Annotated in this window: 16 protein-coding genes; 6 read left to right on the plus strand and 10 right to left on the minus strand. The window is 61.0% G+C overall.

Annotated elements, in window-relative coordinates; all coding sequences use genetic code 11:
* Positions 1–68 precede the first annotated feature (68 nt).
* The gene (locus WDZ78_RS00275; RefSeq protein WP_003506535.1) at positions 69–1,286 is read right to left on the minus strand and encodes an MFS transporter; all 1,218 of its coding nucleotides are present in this window, start codon (positions 1,284–1,286) and stop codon (positions 69–71) included.
* A gap of 182 nt (positions 1,287–1,468) precedes the next feature.
* On the opposite strand from WDZ78_RS00275, the gene WDZ78_RS00280 reads away from it, so the two are divergent.
* Together WDZ78_RS00280 and WDZ78_RS00285 are read left to right on the plus strand one after the other, a co-directional pair.
* The gene (locus WDZ78_RS00280) at positions 1,469–2,407 is read left to right on the plus strand and encodes an AraC family transcriptional regulator (protein WP_425671994.1); all 939 of its coding nucleotides are present in this window, start codon (positions 1,469–1,471) and stop codon (positions 2,405–2,407) included.
* An 82-nt stretch (positions 2,408–2,489) separates the two neighbouring features.
* Positions 2,490–3,128: a class I SAM-dependent methyltransferase gene (locus WDZ78_RS00285; RefSeq protein ID WP_425671995.1), complete on the plus strand. Its 639-nt coding sequence runs from the start codon at positions 2,490–2,492 to the stop codon at positions 3,126–3,128.
* 13 nt (positions 3,129–3,141) lie between these two features.
* On the opposite strand, the gene WDZ78_RS00290 is transcribed toward WDZ78_RS00285, so the two are convergent.
* The 3 genes from WDZ78_RS00290 to WDZ78_RS00300 are packed head-to-tail and all read right to left on the minus strand — an operon-like array spanning position 3,142 to position 8,613.
* A complete protein-coding gene (locus tag WDZ78_RS00290) occupies positions 3,142–6,420 on the minus strand; it encodes an error-prone DNA polymerase (RefSeq protein ID WP_425671996.1) in 3,279 nt (1,092 codons plus the stop codon).
* Entirely contained in the window at positions 6,417–7,934 is a 1,518-nt protein-coding gene (locus tag WDZ78_RS00295) for a Y-family DNA polymerase (protein WP_425671997.1), read from the minus strand. Before WDZ78_RS00295 ends, WDZ78_RS00290 begins: the two co-directional genes overlap by 4 nt.
* Positions 7,849–8,613 carry an ImuA family protein gene (locus WDZ78_RS00300; RefSeq protein WP_020011787.1) on the minus strand — a complete coding sequence of 255 codons (765 nt, stop codon included), beginning with the start codon at positions 8,611–8,613 and terminating at the stop codon, positions 7,849–7,851. Before WDZ78_RS00300 ends, WDZ78_RS00295 begins: the two co-directional genes overlap by 86 nt.
* A gap of 219 nt (positions 8,614–8,832) precedes the next feature.
* Here WDZ78_RS00300 and WDZ78_RS00305 point away from each other — a divergent pair, with 219 nt between their 5' ends.
* The 3 genes from WDZ78_RS00305 to WDZ78_RS00315 all read left to right on the plus strand — a co-directional run bounded on the left by WDZ78_RS00305 (position 8,833) and on the right by WDZ78_RS00315 (position 10,830).
* Entirely contained in the window at positions 8,833–9,186 is a 354-nt protein-coding gene (locus WDZ78_RS00305) for a DUF1304 domain-containing protein (RefSeq protein WP_020011788.1), read from the plus strand.
* A 4-nt stretch (positions 9,187–9,190) separates the two neighbouring features.
* Positions 9,191–10,462 carry a glycerate kinase type-2 family protein gene (locus WDZ78_RS00310; protein WP_425671998.1) on the plus strand — a complete coding sequence of 424 codons (1,272 nt, stop codon included), beginning with the start codon at positions 9,191–9,193 and terminating at the stop codon, positions 10,460–10,462.
* Positions 10,463–10,581: 119 nt separating this feature from the next.
* Complete coding sequence (locus WDZ78_RS00315) at positions 10,582–10,830, plus strand: hypothetical protein (RefSeq protein WP_425671999.1); 249 nt, start codon at positions 10,582–10,584, stop codon at positions 10,828–10,830.
* Positions 10,831–11,096: 266 nt separating this feature from the next.
* On the opposite strand, the gene WDZ78_RS00320 is transcribed toward WDZ78_RS00315, so the two are convergent.
* The 6 genes from WDZ78_RS00320 to WDZ78_RS00345 form a co-directional block, all read right to left on the minus strand.
* Positions 11,097–12,284 carry a Gfo/Idh/MocA family protein gene (locus tag WDZ78_RS00320; protein ID WP_425672000.1) on the minus strand — a complete coding sequence of 396 codons (1,188 nt, stop codon included), beginning with the start codon at positions 12,282–12,284 and terminating at the stop codon, positions 11,097–11,099.
* A 21-nt stretch (positions 12,285–12,305) separates the two neighbouring features.
* The gene (locus tag WDZ78_RS00325; RefSeq protein ID WP_425672001.1) at positions 12,306–13,358 is read right to left on the minus strand and encodes a sugar phosphate isomerase/epimerase family protein; all 1,053 of its coding nucleotides are present in this window, start codon (positions 13,356–13,358) and stop codon (positions 12,306–12,308) included.
* Between the two features lie 144 nt (positions 13,359–13,502).
* A complete protein-coding gene (locus WDZ78_RS00330) occupies positions 13,503–14,576 on the minus strand; it encodes an ABC transporter ATP-binding protein (RefSeq protein WP_425672002.1) in 1,074 nt (357 codons plus the stop codon).
* Between the two features lie 17 nt (positions 14,577–14,593).
* Positions 14,594–15,442 (minus strand): carbohydrate ABC transporter permease, encoded by an 849-nt coding sequence (locus WDZ78_RS00335; RefSeq protein WP_004438848.1) that lies wholly within the window; start codon positions 15,440–15,442, stop codon positions 14,594–14,596.
* A complete protein-coding gene (locus WDZ78_RS00340; protein WP_060724715.1) occupies positions 15,435–16,373 on the minus strand; it encodes a carbohydrate ABC transporter permease in 939 nt (312 codons plus the stop codon). Before WDZ78_RS00340 ends, WDZ78_RS00335 begins: the two co-directional genes overlap by 8 nt.
* A 70-nt stretch (positions 16,374–16,443) precedes the next feature.
* Positions 16,444–17,745 carry an ABC transporter substrate-binding protein gene (locus WDZ78_RS00345; protein WP_026363945.1) on the minus strand — a complete coding sequence of 434 codons (1,302 nt, stop codon included), beginning with the start codon at positions 17,743–17,745 and terminating at the stop codon, positions 16,444–16,446.
* A gap of 195 nt (positions 17,746–17,940) precedes the next feature.
* On the opposite strand from WDZ78_RS00345, the gene WDZ78_RS00350 reads away from it, so the two are divergent.
* Entirely contained in the window at positions 17,941–19,140 is a 1,200-nt protein-coding gene (locus WDZ78_RS00350) for an ROK family transcriptional regulator (RefSeq protein WP_003506508.1), read from the plus strand.
* The last annotated feature ends 48 nt before the right edge of the window (positions 19,141–19,188 follow it).

The following is a 19,188-nucleotide window of genomic DNA, read 5'->3' on the forward strand; positions in this document are numbered from 1 at the left end:
AGACGCGATAACGCCTGCGCTTCTCGTGAGACCCGCTCGAAGGCGGGTCTTTTTTGTCGCGGCTTGGCTTACCCCTGCGACGCTTCGACCTGCGGGACCACACCGCGGCGCGACGCCATCAGCGAAGCACCGAGAAGGGCGGCAATCGCCACGAAGACGAAGACCATCGTCGCACCCTGAAGATCGATCAGCAGACCGCCCAGAACCGCACCGCTGGAAATCGCGATCTGGAACGTGGTGAGCAGCAGCGCGCCGGCACTTTCGGCTTCGTCGGAAGCGGCCCGGGTGATGAAGCTCTGCACGCTGACTGGAAGTGCGCCGAAGGCAAAACCCCAGGAGGCGATGGCAAGGCCGGCAATCAGGGGCGACGCACCCGCCACGACCAGAACGGAAGCCGATGCGGCGATCAGGGTGGCGGCGAACGTCACTGCCCATGCCGTGTTTTTCTCGGAGAGGAAACCGCCGAAGAGATTACCGAAAAAGCCGCCGACACCATAAACCAGAAGGACGAGCGAAATCGCCTCGACGCCAAGAAGCGTCACATCTTCCAGGAACGGACGGACATAGGTGAAGCCGGCAAAGTGACCCGCAACGATGAACAGCGTCGTCAGAAGGCCGATCCGGACCTGCGGCCGTTGCAACAGGCGGAACATGGTGGAAAGACCCGGTGCGCCAGCCGGCGGCAGCGACGGAACAGTGAGCAATTGCGCGAGAAGCGCGATGACACCGAGCGCACCCGCAACCACGAAGGCAGAACGCCAGCCAAGTGTCGCGCCGATCCACGCGCCCACGGGCGCGGCGCAGACGGTGGCGACCGAAACTCCTGTGAGGATGATGGCCATGGCACGCGGCATTTTATCAAGCGGTACGAGTCTCAGTGCCAGCGCCGCGGACATGGCCCAGAAGCCGCCAAGGCCGATGCCGAGCAGGACGCGCGAGGCAAACAGCATGAAGAGGCCGTTTGCGAAGGCGGCCAAAGTGCTGGAGATGATCAGCAGCGTGGTGAGGCCGAGCAATGTCCAGCGGCGATCGATGCTGCGTGTACCGATGACGACGCCGGGGCCGGCGACCGCCGCAACCAGCGCCGTGACGGTAATGGATTGGCCGGCAATGCCGGAACTGACGGCGAGATCGGCCGAAAGCGGCGTGAGAAGGCTGACCGGCAGGAATTCCGCCGTCACCAGCCCGAAGACGCCGAGCGAAAGCGAAACCACGGCGGCCCACTTCGCATCCGGCTCCGTCTTGCGCGGCACATATTCAAGTTCGTTTATGGTCCGGTTGTTCATGAAAATCTCCTGATGCGCATTTCCGGGATGCGCTCTGAAACGGAATGGCAAAATGGTGAAACCGGTGGGAGGCCGGCTCAGCCTCTGCAAATCAATGGTCGTAAGCTATGCGTGACAGCCCGGCGTTTCCATGCTAGAAAATCCATATTCCTTAACCAAAAATCCGAATTTGCGAGAGCGCCATGAATGATGCCCTGACGGAAATGTTGCGTGGCCTGAGGCTCGACGGCGTGGAATACGGCCGGTGCCGCATGGCCACGCCCTGGGCGACTTCTTTTCCCGAGCAGGAAGCGGCACGGTTCCATTTCATCGGCGTCGGCCAGGCGAAATTGCGCAAACCTTCCGGCGAGTGGCTGACGCTGACATGCGGCGACGCCGTTCTTCTGCCCCGCGGCCACGCCCATGTATTGGGTAGCGGCGAGAATGTGACGCCTACCCCCTTCGACCGTTTCGGCAAGAAGGAAGTCTGCCAGGGCGTTTTCGACCTGCAATGCGCCAGCGCCGGCGGCGATACTGTCGCCTTCACCGCCTCGATGCGTTTCAACATGGATAGCCTGCACCCCCTCCTGCAGCTGATGCCGGATGTGATGCTGACCAGCGATCTCGCCAAAAGCGACCCGGCCATTCCGCACCTGCTGGAGGCCATGACGCGCGAAGTGGAGCTGAACCGCGTTGGCGCGGGCGGCATTCTGGCAAGGCTTGCCGATGTGCTGACCGCGACGTTGATCCGCACATGGGTGGAGTATGGCTGCGGCGATTCCAGCGGCTGGCTGGCTGCGGTGCGCAACCCCGAACTCGGGCGGGTGCTGGCCGCCATCCACCTCAATCCCGAAAAGGACTGGAGCGTGGAGGAGCTTGCCTCCCTGATGGGTGCTTCCCGCTCCAGTTTCGCGGAGCGCTTCACCCGTGTGGTGGGCGAAAGCCCGGCGCGTTATGTGGTGCGCGTGCGCATGCACCAGGCACGGCTGTGGCTGCGCGAAGGCATGCGGGTGACGCTGGCGGCGGAAAAACTCGGTTACGATTCCGAAGCCTCCTTCAGCCGCGCCTTCAAACGCGTGCTCGGCGCGCCCCCCAGCCAGTTCCGCAGGAAGGATACGGCCGGGCTGGAGGATGCGGCTTAAAAACTTCAGACAAACCGGATAGGATATCGCGTGAGAGCATATCCGCCCGAAGTGGAAGGACGCCGTCCGGGGAGCATCCGCCATGAATATTGCCGACGACGCCCGTTTCTGGAACCGGACCGCTCGGAAATATGCGAAGGGCAGGATTTCGGATGAGGCCGGATATGAGCGCACGCTGGAGCGGACCCGCGCCCTGCTGAACCCGGATGACAGGGTATTGGAACTGGGTTGCGGCACCGGAACGACGGCAATCCGGCTCGCTGGCAGTGTCGAAGACTATCTCGCGACGGATATTTCCGCCGACATGATTGCAATCGCCGAGGAAAGAAAACACGCCGCCGGTGCTCTACCGAATCTCGTTTTCAGTGCTGCGACCGTGGAAACGCTTGTGCCCGGCCCTCGGCAGTTCAACGCGGTGCTGGGTTTCAACTATCTTCATCTGCTCCGCGACCTGCCCGACACATTGCAGCATATTCATTCCCTGCTTGCGCCGCAGGGGCTGTTCATCACCAAGACACCCTGCGTCGGGGATATGAACCCGTTTATCCGCCTTGTCCTGCCGGCGATGCGTTTGATCGGAAAAGCGCCCTATGCGGGCGTGTTCAGCACGGTTGAGCTCGGACGGCATATAGACGCCAGTGGCTTCGACATTCTGGCCACGGAAATCCACGCGACAAAGGGCAATGACAATCGCCCTTACATCGTGGCGCGCAAAAGGTGATCTGAGCCGCCTTTTAGTGAAAATTGCGGGAGATGACCTTTATCCGCTCCACCTCGTCCGCATCATCCACGGCAGGCGGCGGACGCTTCCTGATAATGCGATGATCATCCGGCGGAATGCCGTGGTGGAACTCGTCGCCCCGCCCATGCGGCAGGGGAAAGGCATGGTTGCGCTCACCCACGCTGGCCAGCGCTTCCGACAGATCGGTCAGCCGGTGGGCGACCAGATGCACCACCTCGCCCTCCCGCTGGATCTTGCCGTAAATGCCGACCATGCCGGCAGACAGCACCACGCGACGGTATTTTTCGAAGGTTTTCACCCACAGCACCGCATTGGCGATGCCTGTCTCATCCTCCAGCGTCATGAAGATTACCCCTTTTGCCGAGCCGGGGCGCTGGCGCACCAGCACCAGACCCGCCGTTTCCAGCCATGCGCCATCACGGGCGCGCACGGCCTCCGCACAGGTGACGATGCGGCGGTGGGAAAGATCGCGACGCAGGAAGGTCATGGGATGTTCGCGCAGCGTCAGCCCCACATGGCCGTAATCCTGCACCACCTCACCACCATCAGTCATGGGCCTCAGCGCGATGGAGGGTTCCTGAAGCTCATCCACCACGGCGTTTTCGCGGCTGGCGGCAGCAGCAAAAAGCGGCAACGGCTCATCGCGCAAGGCCTTGATGGCCCAGAGCGCTTCGCGTCTGGCAAGCGAAAGCGACGGCAGAAAGGCATCGGCCTCGGCCAGACAGACGAGGGCGGCGGCCGGAACACCCGCCCTTCGCCAGAGATCATCCACCGAGGCAAAAGGCCGGTTCTGCCGGGCGGCGACGATATCGGCAGTATGTTTGTTGGAAAGCCCCTTCACCAGGCGCATACCGAGCCGCACGGCATAACGCTCGTCACCTTTCGCATCCTTCTCACCCGTGGGCTCCAGCGTGCAATCGAAGCGGCTGTTATTGACACAGACCGGGCGTACCTCAACGCCATGATCGCGCGCATCGCGCACGATCTGGGCAGGAGCGTAAAACCCCATGGGCTGCGAATTGAGAAGCGCCGTACAGAAAATATCGGGATAATGGCATTTCAGCCATGAGGAGGCATAGGCAATCAACGCAAAGGAGGCCGCATGGCTTTCAGGAAAACCATAGCTGCCGAACCCTTCCAGCTGCTTGAAGATACGTTCGGCAAATTCTTGCTTATAACCACGCTCCACCATGCCCGTGACGAGCTTTTCCCTGAATTTGGAAATGGTACCCACATTCTTGAAGGTCGCCATGGCTCGGCGCAACTGGTCCGCCTCATCTGCGGTAAAACCGGCGCAATCCATGGCGATCCGCATGGCCTGCTCCTGAAACAGCGGAACACCCATCGTCTTTTTCAGAATATTTTCCAGTTCCGGTTTTTCATAACGAACCGGCTCCTTTCCCTGTCGGCGACGCAGATAGGGATGCACCATATCCCCCTGAATGGGCCCGGGGCGAACAATGGCGACCTGAATGACGAGGTCATAAAACTCCTTCGGCCTCAGGCGCGGCAACATCGACATCTGCGCCCGGCTCTCGATCTGGAATGTGCCGAGCGTATCGGCCTTCTGGATCATGGCATAGGTGGGACCGTCATCCGGCGGCATGGCGGCGAGATCATACGTCTCTCCAGTGCGCGCCTCCAGCAGATCGAAGCCGCGCTTCATGCAGGAGAGCATGCCGAGCGCCAGGCAATCCATTTTCATGAATTTCACGACATCGATATCGTCCTTGTCCCATTCGATGATCTGGCGATCATCCATGGCGGCGGGTTCGATCGGCACCAGTTCGTCCAGCCGGTTATGGGTCAGCACAAAGCCGCCCGGATGCTGGCTATGATGGCGCGGTGTGCCGACAAGTTGGTTGGCCAATTCGAAGGCAAGCTTCAGGCGACGATCCTCCATATTGAGGTTCAGTTCCTTCACCTGCTTTTCACCCACACCCTCGCTCCAGCGCCAGACCTGCGAGGATAGAAGCTTCGTCAGATCTTCCGGTAGGCCCAGAACCTTACCGACATCGCGCAACGCTCCGCGCCCACGATAACGGGTAACAACGGAGCAGAGCGCCGCCTTGTCACGGCCGTAAGTGTCATAGACCCACTGGATGACTTCCTCGCGCCGCTGGTGCTCAAAATCCACGTCGATATCAGGCGGTTCTCCCCGGTTTTCGGAAACGAAACGTTCGAAGACGAGATTGCTGAAAAGAGCGGGGTCGATGGCGGTGATGCCAAGTACAAAACAGATAATCGAATTGGCTGCCGAACCGCGCCCCTGACATAGGATATCTTTTGAACGCGCATAACGGACAATGGCACTCACGGTCAGGAAATAGGAGGCATATTGCAACCTGCCGACAACCGCCAGCTCATGCTTGAGCGCCTTTTCCACCTTCTCCGGTAAACCTTGCGGATACCGCCCCGGCACCGCTTCCCAGACCATCTTCTCCAGCGCCTGCTGCGCCGTCAGCCCCGGCAGGCTGCGCTCCTCGGGATATTGATAGACCAGTTCCTTGAGTGAAAATTTGCAGCGCTTCGTGATTTCGAGACTGCGGGCCAGCGCTTCGGGGTAGCGGGCAAATAGCCGGTGCATTTCCTCCGGCGGCTTCATATAGCGGTCGGCATGCCGCTCGCGGCGGAAACCCGCCTCGTCGATGGTGCAATTGTGCCGGATACAGGTGACGACATCCTGCAACATGCGCCGCTCGGGCACATGAAACAGCACATCATTGGTGACCACCGTCGGTACAGCTGCAACTTGAGCCATATTCGACAATTCGAAAAGCCGCATCTGGTCATTGGGACGTCTTCTGAGGCTGAGCGCCATATAGGCGCGATCCGCAAAAGCAGCTTTCAGCCGCCGCAGGCGAAGCGCGCAGAGATCATCCGCAAGATCGGCGAGCAACACCACGATCAGGCCTTCGCCATAGGCGACGAGATCGTCCCATGTCAGCCGGCACTTGCCCTTGCCGCCCCTTTTCTTGCCCACGGAAAGCAGCCGGCAAAGCCGACCGTAAGCCGGGCGATCCATGGGGTAGACAAGTACGGAAAGATCGTCATCCAGATCGAGCCGGCAACCGATGACGAGCCGGATGCCGTAGGTATTTGCCGCCTCGTAAGCGCGGGGAATGCCCGCAAGGCTGTTGCGATCCACGATACCCAGCGCCTCGATGCCGAGGTTTTTGGCCTGTTCGAAAAGCTCCTCGCAGGAGCTTGCGCCGCGCAGAAAGGAAAAATGCGTGGTCACCTGCAGCTCGGCATAACGGGGGGTGCTCATGCGAAGACCCCGTGGATGAACCAGCCCTGCGAGCCCGTCTCGACATGTTCTCCGTCACCGGAACGGAAAATCCAGAAGCGTTCGCCGCTTTCGGTTTCCACCGTGAAATAATCGCGCACGGCTGCCTTTTCCCGGTCGCGTTTCCACCATTCGCCGAACACCCGTTCCGGCCCGTCAGCGCGCCGCACATTATGGCGCACGCCTTTCCAGATGAAATAACGCGGCGGATGATCCGGCAGCAGCGCCAGCGTCTCGATGGGTTCCGGCCTTGCAAAAAGCCTGACCGGGCGCGGCCAGTGGCCGGGCCAGCCGAGCATATCCTCAGATGCAAGCGCCGCAACGCGGGCAACGGAGCGTTCCGGCACATCGCTCGCCACCGCCGCGTAACGATAGACCCTGTGGCCACGATTGAGGATGACATCGACCGTATCGGCGATGTCCGCACGTCCTTCCTCCAGAAGCGAGGAGCGAGCCTGCACGGCGAGAAGCGGCTCAGCATGGGTGGCGGTCAGCACCATCATCTCGATGCCGAAACCGGGATCGATGGTATCGATACGGTCAGTCAGAAGCCGGACAAGCTGCTTGATATCGCGCACCGGTCTGGAGGTGCCTGCGCGCACCGCCTGCAGGCCGCTATCGACCCGGTGCAGCACCAGATCGACCCTGCGGGCGCCGAGGCCGCGTTTTTCAAGTGCTGCGTAAAGCCCCGTGACCAGCTTCTGCGTATAACGGGCAATCGTTTCCGCCGCCGCAATCGGCTCGGGAAAGGCGCGCCGCACCTCCACCAGTTCGGCCACGCGCACCGGTTCGATAGGTTCGCCGATCTCCCCGAAAGCCTGGGAAAGACGACGGACGAGTTCGGGACCGAAACGCAGGGTCAGCGGCGCGCGCGGGGCTTCGGCAAGCTCGCCGATGCTGCGGAAGCCGAGCACCTTCAACCCGGAAACGATACGCTCCTCCAGCCTCAGCGCAGCAAGCGGCAAGCCGCTGATCGCCGCCCGCTGCCCGCCCGGCGGTATGATGCTGATCTGCTCGCGGCCGAAGCGGGCCAGCGCATGGGCAGCGCCCCAGCTATCGGCAATGGCCGCGCGGGCGGCAAAGCCTGCGGCATGCAGGCGGTTGACCATGCCGCTCAGCATCAGCGTCTCATCGCCGTGCAGATGGTCCGCTCCCGCCGTGTCCAGCACCAGCCCATCAGGCGTATCGGCGGCGACAATGGGGGCATAGATGCGCAGAAAATGAAAGGCCAGCTGCTGCAGGGCGCGGGCATCTCCAGCTGCATCCAGATCTTCCACCAGAAGGCCCGGCACCAGCGCCTGCGCCTTGCTGACCGGCGTGCCGGGCCGGATGCCCGCCGCCTTTGCCGCTTTGTCGAGCGCCAGCACCAGCCGGCGGCTGCCCTGGCGGCCGATCATGACCAGCGGCTTTTCAACCGGCGGCGCGTTCTCTCCCGAAAGACGCCGGAAGCGATCCGTCGGCCATGTCGGCAGGTAGAGCGAGACGACCCTTTGCATCACAGGCTTCCACTTCAAATTCAGCGCTTTCGCCGCCGCGACATCGCAAAAGCTCCAGAAACCAGCGCGGCCTGCCCACCCCCGGCACCGGCAAGGGCGAAGAAGGACGGACGGAGATGCGCCAGCGGGTCACCGCCGCCGTCGGCTCGCCGTACAGCGCCGCATCGGCCGCGCGCCGGAAGCGGCGGATGGCGATGCCGGTAACACCGGAGGTTTCCGCCGCCAGTTGCAGCCGCCGCGAGGCGTTCATCGGCAGTTTCGCCACCTCACCCATCACCGCACCGAAACCATTGCAGCGTAAACCCTCCTCGAAACAGTCGAGCACGCCCTTCTCATCGCGGCATTCAACAATGATGAGCCGGTTCTGCGACAGGCCAGCCTGCGTCAGCCCCGGCATGAACAGATCCCGCCGGGTGACGCACCATAAAACCTTGCCGGAAAGCCGCGCCGCCACACCAGCCGCAAAAAGGGCGGCCGCCGCGCCATCGGCAGCGCCATTGCCGCCGCCGCTTACCTCATGCAGGCAGCCGAGCTTGAGCCCGCCTCCCGGCAGGCGATGGTCGATGGCATCCACGCCGAAAGGCAAGGTCTCGTGCAGCCGCTCAGGGCCGTTACCGATCCTTTCCAGCCTTTCACGCAGCTCTTCGACAACGAGCAACTGATCCGCGCGCTTTTGCATGGCATGACAGGTTTCAATTCCGGTTATTCATCTCTATTGTTCTTGTTTTGTTCCTATTTCAGCAAAGAGTCAAGCAACAGGTTGCCGCTCTTCAACAGTTTGCACGGGAAGAGGAGATTCTGGCCTTGCAGCCCTTCGTCCCGCCGTTAAAACGGAAGTGTCCGCTCGCCGCCTGTTCAGACAACGGCGACGGATATCATGGTTTGGAGGAAACCGCCGATGATCGCCAGCATTCTGATTGCCGTGGTTGCGGCCATCCATATTTACATCGTCATTCTGGAAATGCTGCTGTGGGAAAAGCCGGCCGGCCGCAAGGCTTTCGGTCTTTCGGCGGATTTTGCCCGGCAGACGAAAGTGCTTGCCGCCAATCAGGGCCTTTATAACGGCTTTCTCGCAGCCGGGCTGATCTATGGGCTCACGCAGGGCGATGAAGGGCTGAGCTTCAAGGTTTTCTTCCTGACCTGCGTCCTGGTGGCCGGTATTTTCGGCGCCATGACAGCCAATATGAAGATCCTGTTCATTCAGGCATTGCCGGCATTGTTTGCGCTCGGCTTCCTTTGGATCGGAGCATGAACCGATGAGCGCATGGAACGACACGTCCGCAAGAGACGCCCTCAACCGCATTTTCATGGCCGCAGTCGCCAGCGCCGATCCGGAAAAGGTGCTGCAACACCACCTTCCCTCCCCGCCCAAAGGTCGTTGCGTGGTGGTGGGCGCCGGCAAGGCCTCGGCCGCCATGGCCGCAGCGCTTGAAGCGGCATGGCCACATGTCGATCTCTCGGGTGTGGTGGTCACGCGTTACGGCCATGCCGTCCCGACCGAGCGTATCGAAATCATCGAGGCCTCGCATCCCGTGCCCGACGATAAGAGCGCGGAAGCGGCAAAACGCATTCTCGCCGCCGTTGAAGGGCTGACTGCCGACGACATGGTGATCGCGCTGATTTCCGGCGGCGGTTCGGCGCTGATGGTGGCGCCGGCCGAAGGCATGACACTTGCGGACAAGATGGCCGTCAACCGCGCTTTGCTTGCCAGCGGCGCGACGATTTCCGAAATGAACGCCGTGCGCAAGCACCTCTCCCGCATCAAGGGCGGACGGCTGGCGCTGGCCGCCAGACCGGCCAAGGTTGTTTCGCTGCTGATTTCCGACGTGCCGGGCGACGACCCCTCGGAAATCGCCTCCGGCCCGACAGTTGCCGATCCGAGCGACATCGAAACCGTGCGGGAAATCATCGCCCGTTATGCGCTCGATCTTCCGGAAAACGTGCGCAAGGTGCTAGAAAAAGGCGAGGAAACCCCGAAGGCCGGCGATATCGACGAGGATATCCAGCTCATTGCCGCTCCTTCGCTCGCCTTGCAGGCGGCAGCGGATGAGGCCGTGAAACTCGGGCTTACGCCGCTCATCCTCGGGGATTCGCTGGAAGGCGAATCCAAGGATGTCGGGGCTGTCATGGCCGGCATAGCGCTCTCCGCCAGTCGCAAGGGCCTGCCGGTCAAGGGCCCGGCCGTTTTGCTTTCCGGCGGCGAAACCACGGTCACGATTGGCAAGGGGCAAGCCGGCAAGGGCGGCCGCAACACGGAGTTCCTGCTGAGCCTCGCACTGACGCTGAAGGGCGCGGGCAGCATCTGGGCCATTGCCGGCGATAGCGACGGCATAGACGGCGTCGAGGATGCGGCGGGTGCTGTGGTGACGCCGGATACGCTTGCCCGCATGCGCGAAGCCGGTGTCGATCCGCGTCAGTCGCTCGTAAGCCACGACAGCTACACCGCTTTCAAGGCGGCAGGAGACCTTGTCGTGACGGGTCCGACCCTGACGAATGTGAATGATATCAGGGCGATTTTGATCGGGTGACAGCGGGGGAATTCGCAGCGCTGCTGCCCGCAAAGGGCGCGCATCATCAGGCAAAAGCCGTTTTTGACTATGCCCTCGGACAGGAGTAATCTGGCAGGATATCCTTTGGAGCCTCAGCCATGCGTACTGGAGTGCTCATACTTGGCCTGATCATGGCCCTTATTCCTGCCTTGGCGGATGCCCATAATTGCAAATGCCGAAATCGCGGCACTATGTTCGAACTCGGCCAGATATCCTGCCTGAAGGTCGACGGTGGCTCCTATCTCGCGCGCTGCGAGATGAAGCTCAACGTTTCGTCCTGGACCAAACTTCAGGACGGTTGCCCCATAACGGAACGGGCGCAGACGCAGTCAACCCGCGTTAATTGATTACCTCGTGGCGAACAGACCAAGCTCTGCATCGCGGCCGCGTATCGCCACAGCCTTCATCTTCCGGCTTTGACCGCTAGTCCTGAGCATAAAGGACCAAGCGATGACGCGAGGCCGTACCGCCTGTTTCCTTCTCCCCGAGGGGGGAGAAGTCCGCGGCAGCGCGATGAGGGGTACGTCAGAGATATCGGAAAGCGTGCCCCCTCATCTACCCCTTCGGGGCTTCTTCTCCCCGGCGGGGAGAAGAATGAGGTCGCAACATCGTTTTACAGCTTCACCCAGCCGCCGTTCTTCTTGCCGGACTCGATGCAGGCGGTAACAAAGGCGACGCCTTTAACCCCGTCGTCGACGGTCGGGTAAATAACCGCCTTATCGAGCGCCGAGCCGCTGCGGCGGGCTTCGATGGCATGCGCCGCCTCGGTATAGATCGTGGCGAAGGCTTCGAGATAACCTTCCGGGTGGCCGGACGGAATGCGGGTGACGCGTGCTGCCGCAGCCCCTGCCCCGGCACCGCCACGGGTGATGAGCTGCTTCGGCTCACCAAGCTTCGTGAACCAGAGATAGTTCGGATCGGCCTGCGTCCACTCGATGCCGGCCTTGTCACCATAAACACGGACTTTCAGCCCGTTTTCGTGACCGACCGCAACCTGGCTGCACCAGAGCAGCCCCTTGGCTGCCTGCTTGCCGCCCTTCGGCTTGAAGCGCAGCATCACATGCGCATTGTCATCCAGACGGCGGCCTTCGACAAAGGTATGCACATCCGCGGCCAGCTCATCCGCCTCCAGACCGGAAATGAAGCAGCCGAGATTATAGGCATGGGTGCCGATATCGCCGGTGGAGCCGCCGGCGCCGGACTGAGCCGGATCGGTGCGCCAGACGGCCTGTTTCGCGCCGGTCTGTTCCACCGCTTCCGTCAGCCAGTCCTGCGGATATTCCATCTGCACCAGACGGATCGTGCCGAGCGCGCCTGCCTCCACCAGTTCCCGCGCATGCCGCACCATCGGATAACCGGTGTAGTTATGCGTGAGGATGAACAGCGCATCGGCCTTGTCGGCCACCTGCTTCAGCTTTTTGGCGTCTTCCAGATTGGAGGTCAGCGGCTTGTCGCAGATGACATGGATGCCGCGCTCCAGAAACGCCTTCGCCGCCGGATAATGCACATGGTTCGGGGTAACGATCGCCACCGCCTCGATGCCATCCTCGCGCAGCGCTTCCTTTTCGGCCATTTCCTCGAACGAGCCATAGCAACGCTCGGCATCGAGCCCCAGCTCGCGGCCGGAGGCGAGGGATTTTTCCGGCGTAGAGGACAGGGCCCCTGCCACGAGATCGAAACGATTGTCGAGCCGCGCCGCCATACGGTGAACGCCGCCGATAAATGCGCCCGAACCACCACCGACCATGCCAAGGCGAATCCGCTTGTTCGCCTTGTCGGTTGTCTTTCCTTCAATAGCCATAATATCTCCCCTGAAATGCTCTCAAAGCCCAAGCATACGGCGGTTGGCCGCATCGTCGGTGCCAGCAGATGCGAAATCGTCAAAGGCTTTTTCCGTGACACGGATGATATGCGCCTTGACGAATTCTGCCCCTTCGCGGGCGCCGTCTTCGGGGTGTTTCAGTGCGCATTCCCATTCAACGACGGCCCAGCCGTCAAAATCATTGGCCGCCATCTTGGAGAAGACCGCACCGAAATCGACCTGCCCGTCGCCCAGCGAACGGAAGCGGCCAGCACGGTTAACCCAGCCCTGATAACCGCCATAGACGCCCTGCCGCCCGGTCGGATTGAACTCCGCATCCTTGACGTGGAACATCTTGATGCGGTCCTTGTAGATGTCGATATTGTCGAGATAATCGAGGCATTGCAGCACGTAATGCGAGGGATCGTAGAGCATGTTGGCGCGCTTGTGGTTCTTCACCCGCTCGAGGAACATCTCGAACGTGACGCCGTCATGCAGATCTTCGCCCGGATGGATTTCGTAGCAGACATCCACACCCTGCTCATCGGCGTAATCGAGGATCGGCGTCCAGCGTTTCGCCAGTTCGTCAAAGGCTGTTTCCACCAGACCGGCCGGACGCTGCGGCCACGGATAAACGAACGGCCAGGCAAGCGCGCCGGAAAACGTCGCATGCGCCTTGATGCCGAGATTTTTCGAGGCTTTCAGCGCGAGCTTCACCTGCTCCACCGCCCATTGCTGACGCGCCTTCGGGTTGCCGCGCACTTCCGGTGCGGCAAAACCGTCAAAGGCCTCGTCATAGGCCGGGTGAACGGCGACGAGCTGACCCTGCAAGTGGGTGGAAAGCTCGGTTACTTCCACGCCGTTCCGGCGCGCGACGCCGGCGAACTCGTCGCAATAATCCTTCGATTCCGCCGCTTTTTTGAGATCGATCAGCTGCCCGGCCCAGGTCGGCACCTGCACGCCGGCGTAGCCCTTTTCCGCCGCCCATTTGGTAATGCCGTCCCAGCTGTTGAAGGGGGCTGCATCACCGGCAAACTGACCGAGAAAAAGACCCGGCCCTTTGATCGTTCTCATAAAAATCTCCTCCTGCATCGATACAGTTGCGCGGTAACCCGCTTTGTTCCCAAGCGCCAAGCTAACCGCTCGTGATTTTCAAACAAGCCCCAAAAGCGGAGGGGCAAGAGAATTTCCGCATTTCATTTAAAAGACGGGAGGCGCTTAAAGCGCCAGCCCGCTCGTCCTGTCGAAGACGTGCACGCGCTCATGGTGCACGGTGGCTGCAAAGGGGGTGTTGACCTTGACCGGCTGCTCACCATCCACCACTGCCGTAACCTGATCGCCCGCCAGTTCGAAGACCACATGGGTCTGCGCACCCGTCGGCTCCACCAGCACCGTCCGTCCGGTAAGCGAGATATCGCCGCCGATCGCCGAACCGATATGTTCGGGGCGAAGCCCGATCGTTACCGGCTGACCGCGCTTGACCTTGCGGGAGGCGGCAATGCGGATCGCGGTGCCGTCCTTAAGCCGGGCGGCGGGCTGGTCACCCTCGCCATCGACCACGCCCTCGATGAGGTTCATGGCCGGCGAACCGATAAAGGCGGCGACGAAGAGATTGGCGGGTGTCTTGTAGAGCTCGAGCGGCGTGCCCTGCTGTTCGATGCGGCCGTGATTGAGCACCACCACCCGGTCCGCCAGCGTCATGGCCTCGATCTGGTCATGGGTGACATAGATGGAGGTCGTGCCAACTTTCTGGTGCAGGGCCTTGATTTCGCTGCGCATCTGTACGCGCAGCTTGGCATCGAGGTTGGAAAGCGGCTCATCGAACAGGAAGACGGCCGGGTTGCGCACCACGGCGCGGCCCATGGCGACACGCTGGCGCTGGCCGCCTGAGAGCTGCGAAGGCTTGCGATCCAGAAGCTTGCCGAGATCGAGCATGCGGGCGGCTTCCGCAACACGTTCTTCAATGATGTTTTTTGGCTGGCCGGCGAGCTTCAGATTGAAGCCCATGTTTTCGGCCACCGTCATATGCGGATAAAGCGCATAGGACTGGAACACCATGGCGATGTTGCGCTCGCGCGGGGTCATGCCATTGACCACCTTGTCGCCGATGAGAATATCCCCATCGGTGATTTCCTCCAGCCCGGCGATCATGCGCAACAGCGTGGACTTGCCGCAGCCGGATGGACCGACCAGCGCGATGAATTCACCATCCGCTATAACAAGCGAAATGCCATGGATGACATCGAGCGCGGCATAGGACTTGCGGATATCCTTAAGTTCAACGGAAGCCATGTTTTGCTCCTTTCACGTCACGATTTGACGGCACCGGCCGTCAGGCCCGCGATGATGTGTTTCTGTGCGAGGAAGAAGACGATGACGGTCGGCAGGATCGTCAGCGTGATGAAGGCGAGAACGAGCTGCCATTCCGTGCCGAATTCGCCGCGATAAACCATGATGCCGAGCGGCCAGGGATATTTAGATTCCGAATTCAGCATGATCAGCGGCAGGATGTAACTGTTCCAGCTGCCGACGAAGGAGACGATGCCAACGGTCGCCACGATCGGCCGCGAAAGCGGCACGGAAATATGCCAGAAGAAGCGCAGATAACCGCAGCCATCCACAAAGGCCGCCTGAAACAGCTCGTCCGGCAGGTTACGGAAATAATTGCGGAACAGGAGAATGCTCATGCCCAGCCCGAAGGCTACCTGCGGCAGCACCACACCCCAATAGGTATCGAGCAGGCCGAGATCGCGGATACGAATGAACAGCGGCAGGATGGCGGTGGCCGCCGGAAACATCAGCCCGAGCAGGAAATAATTGAGCAGGAAGGACGAGCCAAAGAACTTGACATGCGCGAAGGTGAAGGCGGCCATGGCCGAGACGGTGAGCGTCAGGAACACCGTCAATAGAGCAATCACCAGCGAGTTGAAAATCTGCAGCCAGTAGCGCTTGCCGAAGAGAATATCGCCGTAATTAGCCCATTGCCATTCGGCCGGAATGCCGAACGGGTTGACGCGCAGGTCTCCCAGCGTCTTGAAACCGCCAAGCGCGGTGGTGAGCAACGGGATAAGCACGATGGCCGCAATCAGGCTCAGCGATATATAAAGATAAAGCTTGGTTTGCAGCGGCATGCGGACGGAAGTGGATGTGTCAGTCATGGCGCATGAAAATCCTTTTGTAACCGAAGGCGAGCGTCACGCAGATGACGAAGAGAACGACGCCGACTGCGCTGCCAAGCCCCACCTGCATGCGCATGACGCCGTAGGTGTATAGGAAGGTGACCATGGTTTGTGTGGAGTTGGAGGGGCCGCCGCCGGTGAGCGGCATGATCATGTCGAACAGCTGCAGCGAACCGATCACAGCAAAGAAGACGGAAAGGCGCACCGTGGAACCGAGCATCGGCAGCGTGACATAACGGAATTTCTGCCAGCCGGACGCGCCGTCGATTTCGGCTGCTTCCAGCACGTTCTTGTCGACGGACTGAAGGCCGGCGATGAACAGCATCATGTGGAAACCGAAATATTTCCAGACGATGACGCCGAGTACGGCGTAGATCGCCACATCCTTGTCGGCCAGCACGTAAGGGTTGGCGAAGCCGAAGAAATTGGAAATGGCGGCGAACAGACCATAGTCGCCATCATAAACGAAGCGCCAGATCAGGCCCGCTGCGACGTCAGCCAGAACATAAGGCAGAAAGAACACCAGCCGGAAGGCGACGACGCCGGGAATGCGGTGCGCCAGCATCATGGCCAGCCAGATCGCCAGCGGAATCTGGATCAGGATCGAGATAAGGATGATCAGGCCGTTATTGATCAGGGCCTGCGAGAAGGCGGCATTGCCGAACAGAACCTGGAAATTCTTCAAACCGACAAAATCGGTCGGCGTGCCGTAACCGTTCCAGCGGTAAAGACTGTACCACGCCGCCTCGCCCATGGGCAGGATGACGAACAGGGTAAAGAGCAGCAGGGCGGGTGGCAGAAACACCAGAAGGGTGAGCGCCCGGTCATGCGCGACCGAACTTTGCTTGCGCTTGGCCTTTGCCGCGCCGCGCGCCGGTATGGACGCAGAAGTCATGGAAATATCCGTCATCTCTATCCGCTTTCATGGAGGCAGATAAGCAGCGCCGCACATTCGCGGCGCCGCCATGGAAACCGTCAGATCAGCGCAGCTCGAATGCGTCCTGAATCTGCTGGGCGCCCTCTTCGGAGGTCATCTGGCCGGAAACGATCTCGACTGAAATATCGTTGACGACACGGCCGACGGCGGCGCCCAGCGTCTGGTCGAAGAAGTTCTGGTGCCAGGTGGAGGCGGCAAGCTGTTTTGCCGAATCCGCCAGCAGCGGGTTCTTCACCGCACCGGCGGCACCCGTGGCAACCGGCAGGATCATGCCGGCGGTCGCCATCTTCTCTTCGCTTTCCTTGCTGGTCAGGAAGGTTGCGAAATCGATCGCTTCCTTGGAGGCGTTCTTGGTGAGCGCCCAACCGTTCAGGCCGCCCAGCGTATCAGTGGCCTTGCCGGCGCCGCCTTCGACAACCGGGAAGGCGAAGCGGCCGATATTTTCAGGGGCGAGCCCCTTGCCGTCACCGGCATTCTTGCGCTGGTTGGCTTCCGTATTGTCGAAACCGAGAATAATCGCCGCCTTGCCGTCGCCGAAGACGCCGAGCGCCTGTGGCCAGGTGGAGCCGAGATATCCGGGCTGGAAGGGTTCGAGCTTGCCGAACTCGGCCAGCTGTTCACCGGCCTTGATGATCGCCGGGTCCATGAAACCTTCGCCTTCGCCCTTGCGGGCGGCATCGAACACGGCCTGCCCGCCATTGCGCATGACGAGATAGCTCCAGTAGAAATGGATCGGCCATTTTTCACCGCCGCCGCCGGCGATCGGGACGATACCGGCTTCCTTGATCTTCTTGACCGTGGCGCTGAAATCGTCCCATGTCTTGATGTCCTCCGCCTTCACACCGGCCTTGGCGAAAAGCTCCTTGTTATAAAAGAAGCTGACGAGGCTGACACGGTAAGGCACGGCCCAGACCTTGCCGTCAAAAGACAGGCCGTCGATTGCGGACGCATTATAGGCCTGACGCAGCTTGCCGCCATCGGCGTCGAAAACTTCGGTCAGGTCCTTCAGCGCGCCGGTCTTGGACTGCTCCTCAAGGACGCCGCCACCCCAGCTGTAGAAGAAGTCGGGCACGTCGTTGGATTGCAGCAGCGTCGGCAATTTTGCCTTGAAGGCCTCGTTTTCGAGGAACTGCAGCTGAACATCGACATCTGGATGTTTGGCCTCGTATTCCTTGGCAATCTCCTCCCAGACAGCCACGGATTTGGGGTCCAGCTCCACATGCATCCATTTAACGACGGTCGCTGCCGAGGCGCTGGCCGCGCCGAGCATCAGGGCTATGCTTGTCGTTGCGGCAAAGGCAATCCGCCTGCCGCTCAGGCTTGCGCCTGCGTGCCAATACGTCATGATCGTGATCCTCCCTGGGGTTCCTCACCATTTATTCCCCAATGCGGATTAATTCACCCCACACCCTGCCCGATGTCAAGGCGGTTTGCCAATTTTTTACCCAAACCGCTTGACACACCCCTCCCGACAGACGTTATTTAATCCGCAATCCGATATAAATTCGTTTTAGATCGAACCCGATCGCAGCAGGACCTCATGAAGACCGCAGACCCCGAATTGATGCGCGCGATCAACAGGCTGAGCGTGCTAGACAGCATCCGCCGCCATGGCCCGATCTCGCGGGTGGAAATCAGCGAAAGAACGCAGCTCTCCACCACGACTGTTTCGGCGATTACCGCCTCGCTGCTCGATGACGGGCTGATTCTCACCCGCCATATCGGTGATATCCGTACCGAAGGCGCGCGCGGCAGACCGCGCGTGATGCTGGAACTGAACCCGGATGCCGCCCGCGTTGTGGGCGCCAAGATCGCCGCAAACCGCATGGTTTTCGTCGTCACCGATTTCTGCGGCAATGTGCTGTCAACCCTTGCCCTGCCGATCCGCGTCGACCGCCAGCCCATCGGCGTCATCGCCGATCTGGTGGAAGACGGCGTACGACGCTGCGTCGTTGATGCCGGTCTTTCGCTTGAGGATGTGGACATGGTCTGTCTAGGCCTGCCCGGCGTCATCGAACACCGCACGGGCAGGATCCGCAGCAGCCCTATCCTGCGCGAAGTGAACGTCAATTTCGCCGAGGAAATGACCGCGCGGCTGAATTCGCCAACCATCATCGAAAGTGACGCCCACGCCATCACGCTTGCCCACCACTGGTTCGGCCATGCGCGTGACCTCGAAGACATGGTGCTGATTTCGCTCGAACAGACACTCGGGCTTGGCGTGCTGCACCAGAACCAGCTGTTTCGCGGCGCCGGTGGTCTAAGCCACAATCTCGGCGACCTCGTCATAGGCCTTGCCAATGAAGGCACGGTGCGGCTGGCGAGCCAGGCGGGCGAAAACGCCATTTTAGGCTCCCGCCCGGTGGACGGGCGTTTTGCCGAAGCGATCCGGCTCGGCCGTGGCATGCAGCATGCCCATGCGCTGATTGCGGCTGAAGATCACGATCTCATCGCGGCAGCCTTGCGCGCCGGGGCGGCGCTTGGTCTCACGCTTGCCAATATCGTCACCTTGTTTGCGCCGCCGCGGGTCATCATCACCGGCTCCAGCCTCGAACTTGGCGAACCTTTCATCGCCAGCATTCGCAACAGCTACAACGCCGCCGTGCCGCCATCGCTGGCCGGCGTGGCCGAACTGGTTTTCGATGTTGCGAGCGACGAATTGTGGGCGCAGGGGGCCGCGGCCGTTGCGCTTTACGAACTTTACGAATCGCCATGGAACACAACCGGGCCGGCGCTCTAGCCCGCAGGGTTGAGCAGGCCCAGGCATTTCTGATTTACGGGAGGAATC

The organism is Agrobacterium sp. M50-1, assembly GCF_049843495.1.
Lineage (GTDB): Bacteria > Pseudomonadota > Alphaproteobacteria > Rhizobiales > Rhizobiaceae > Agrobacterium > Agrobacterium radiobacter.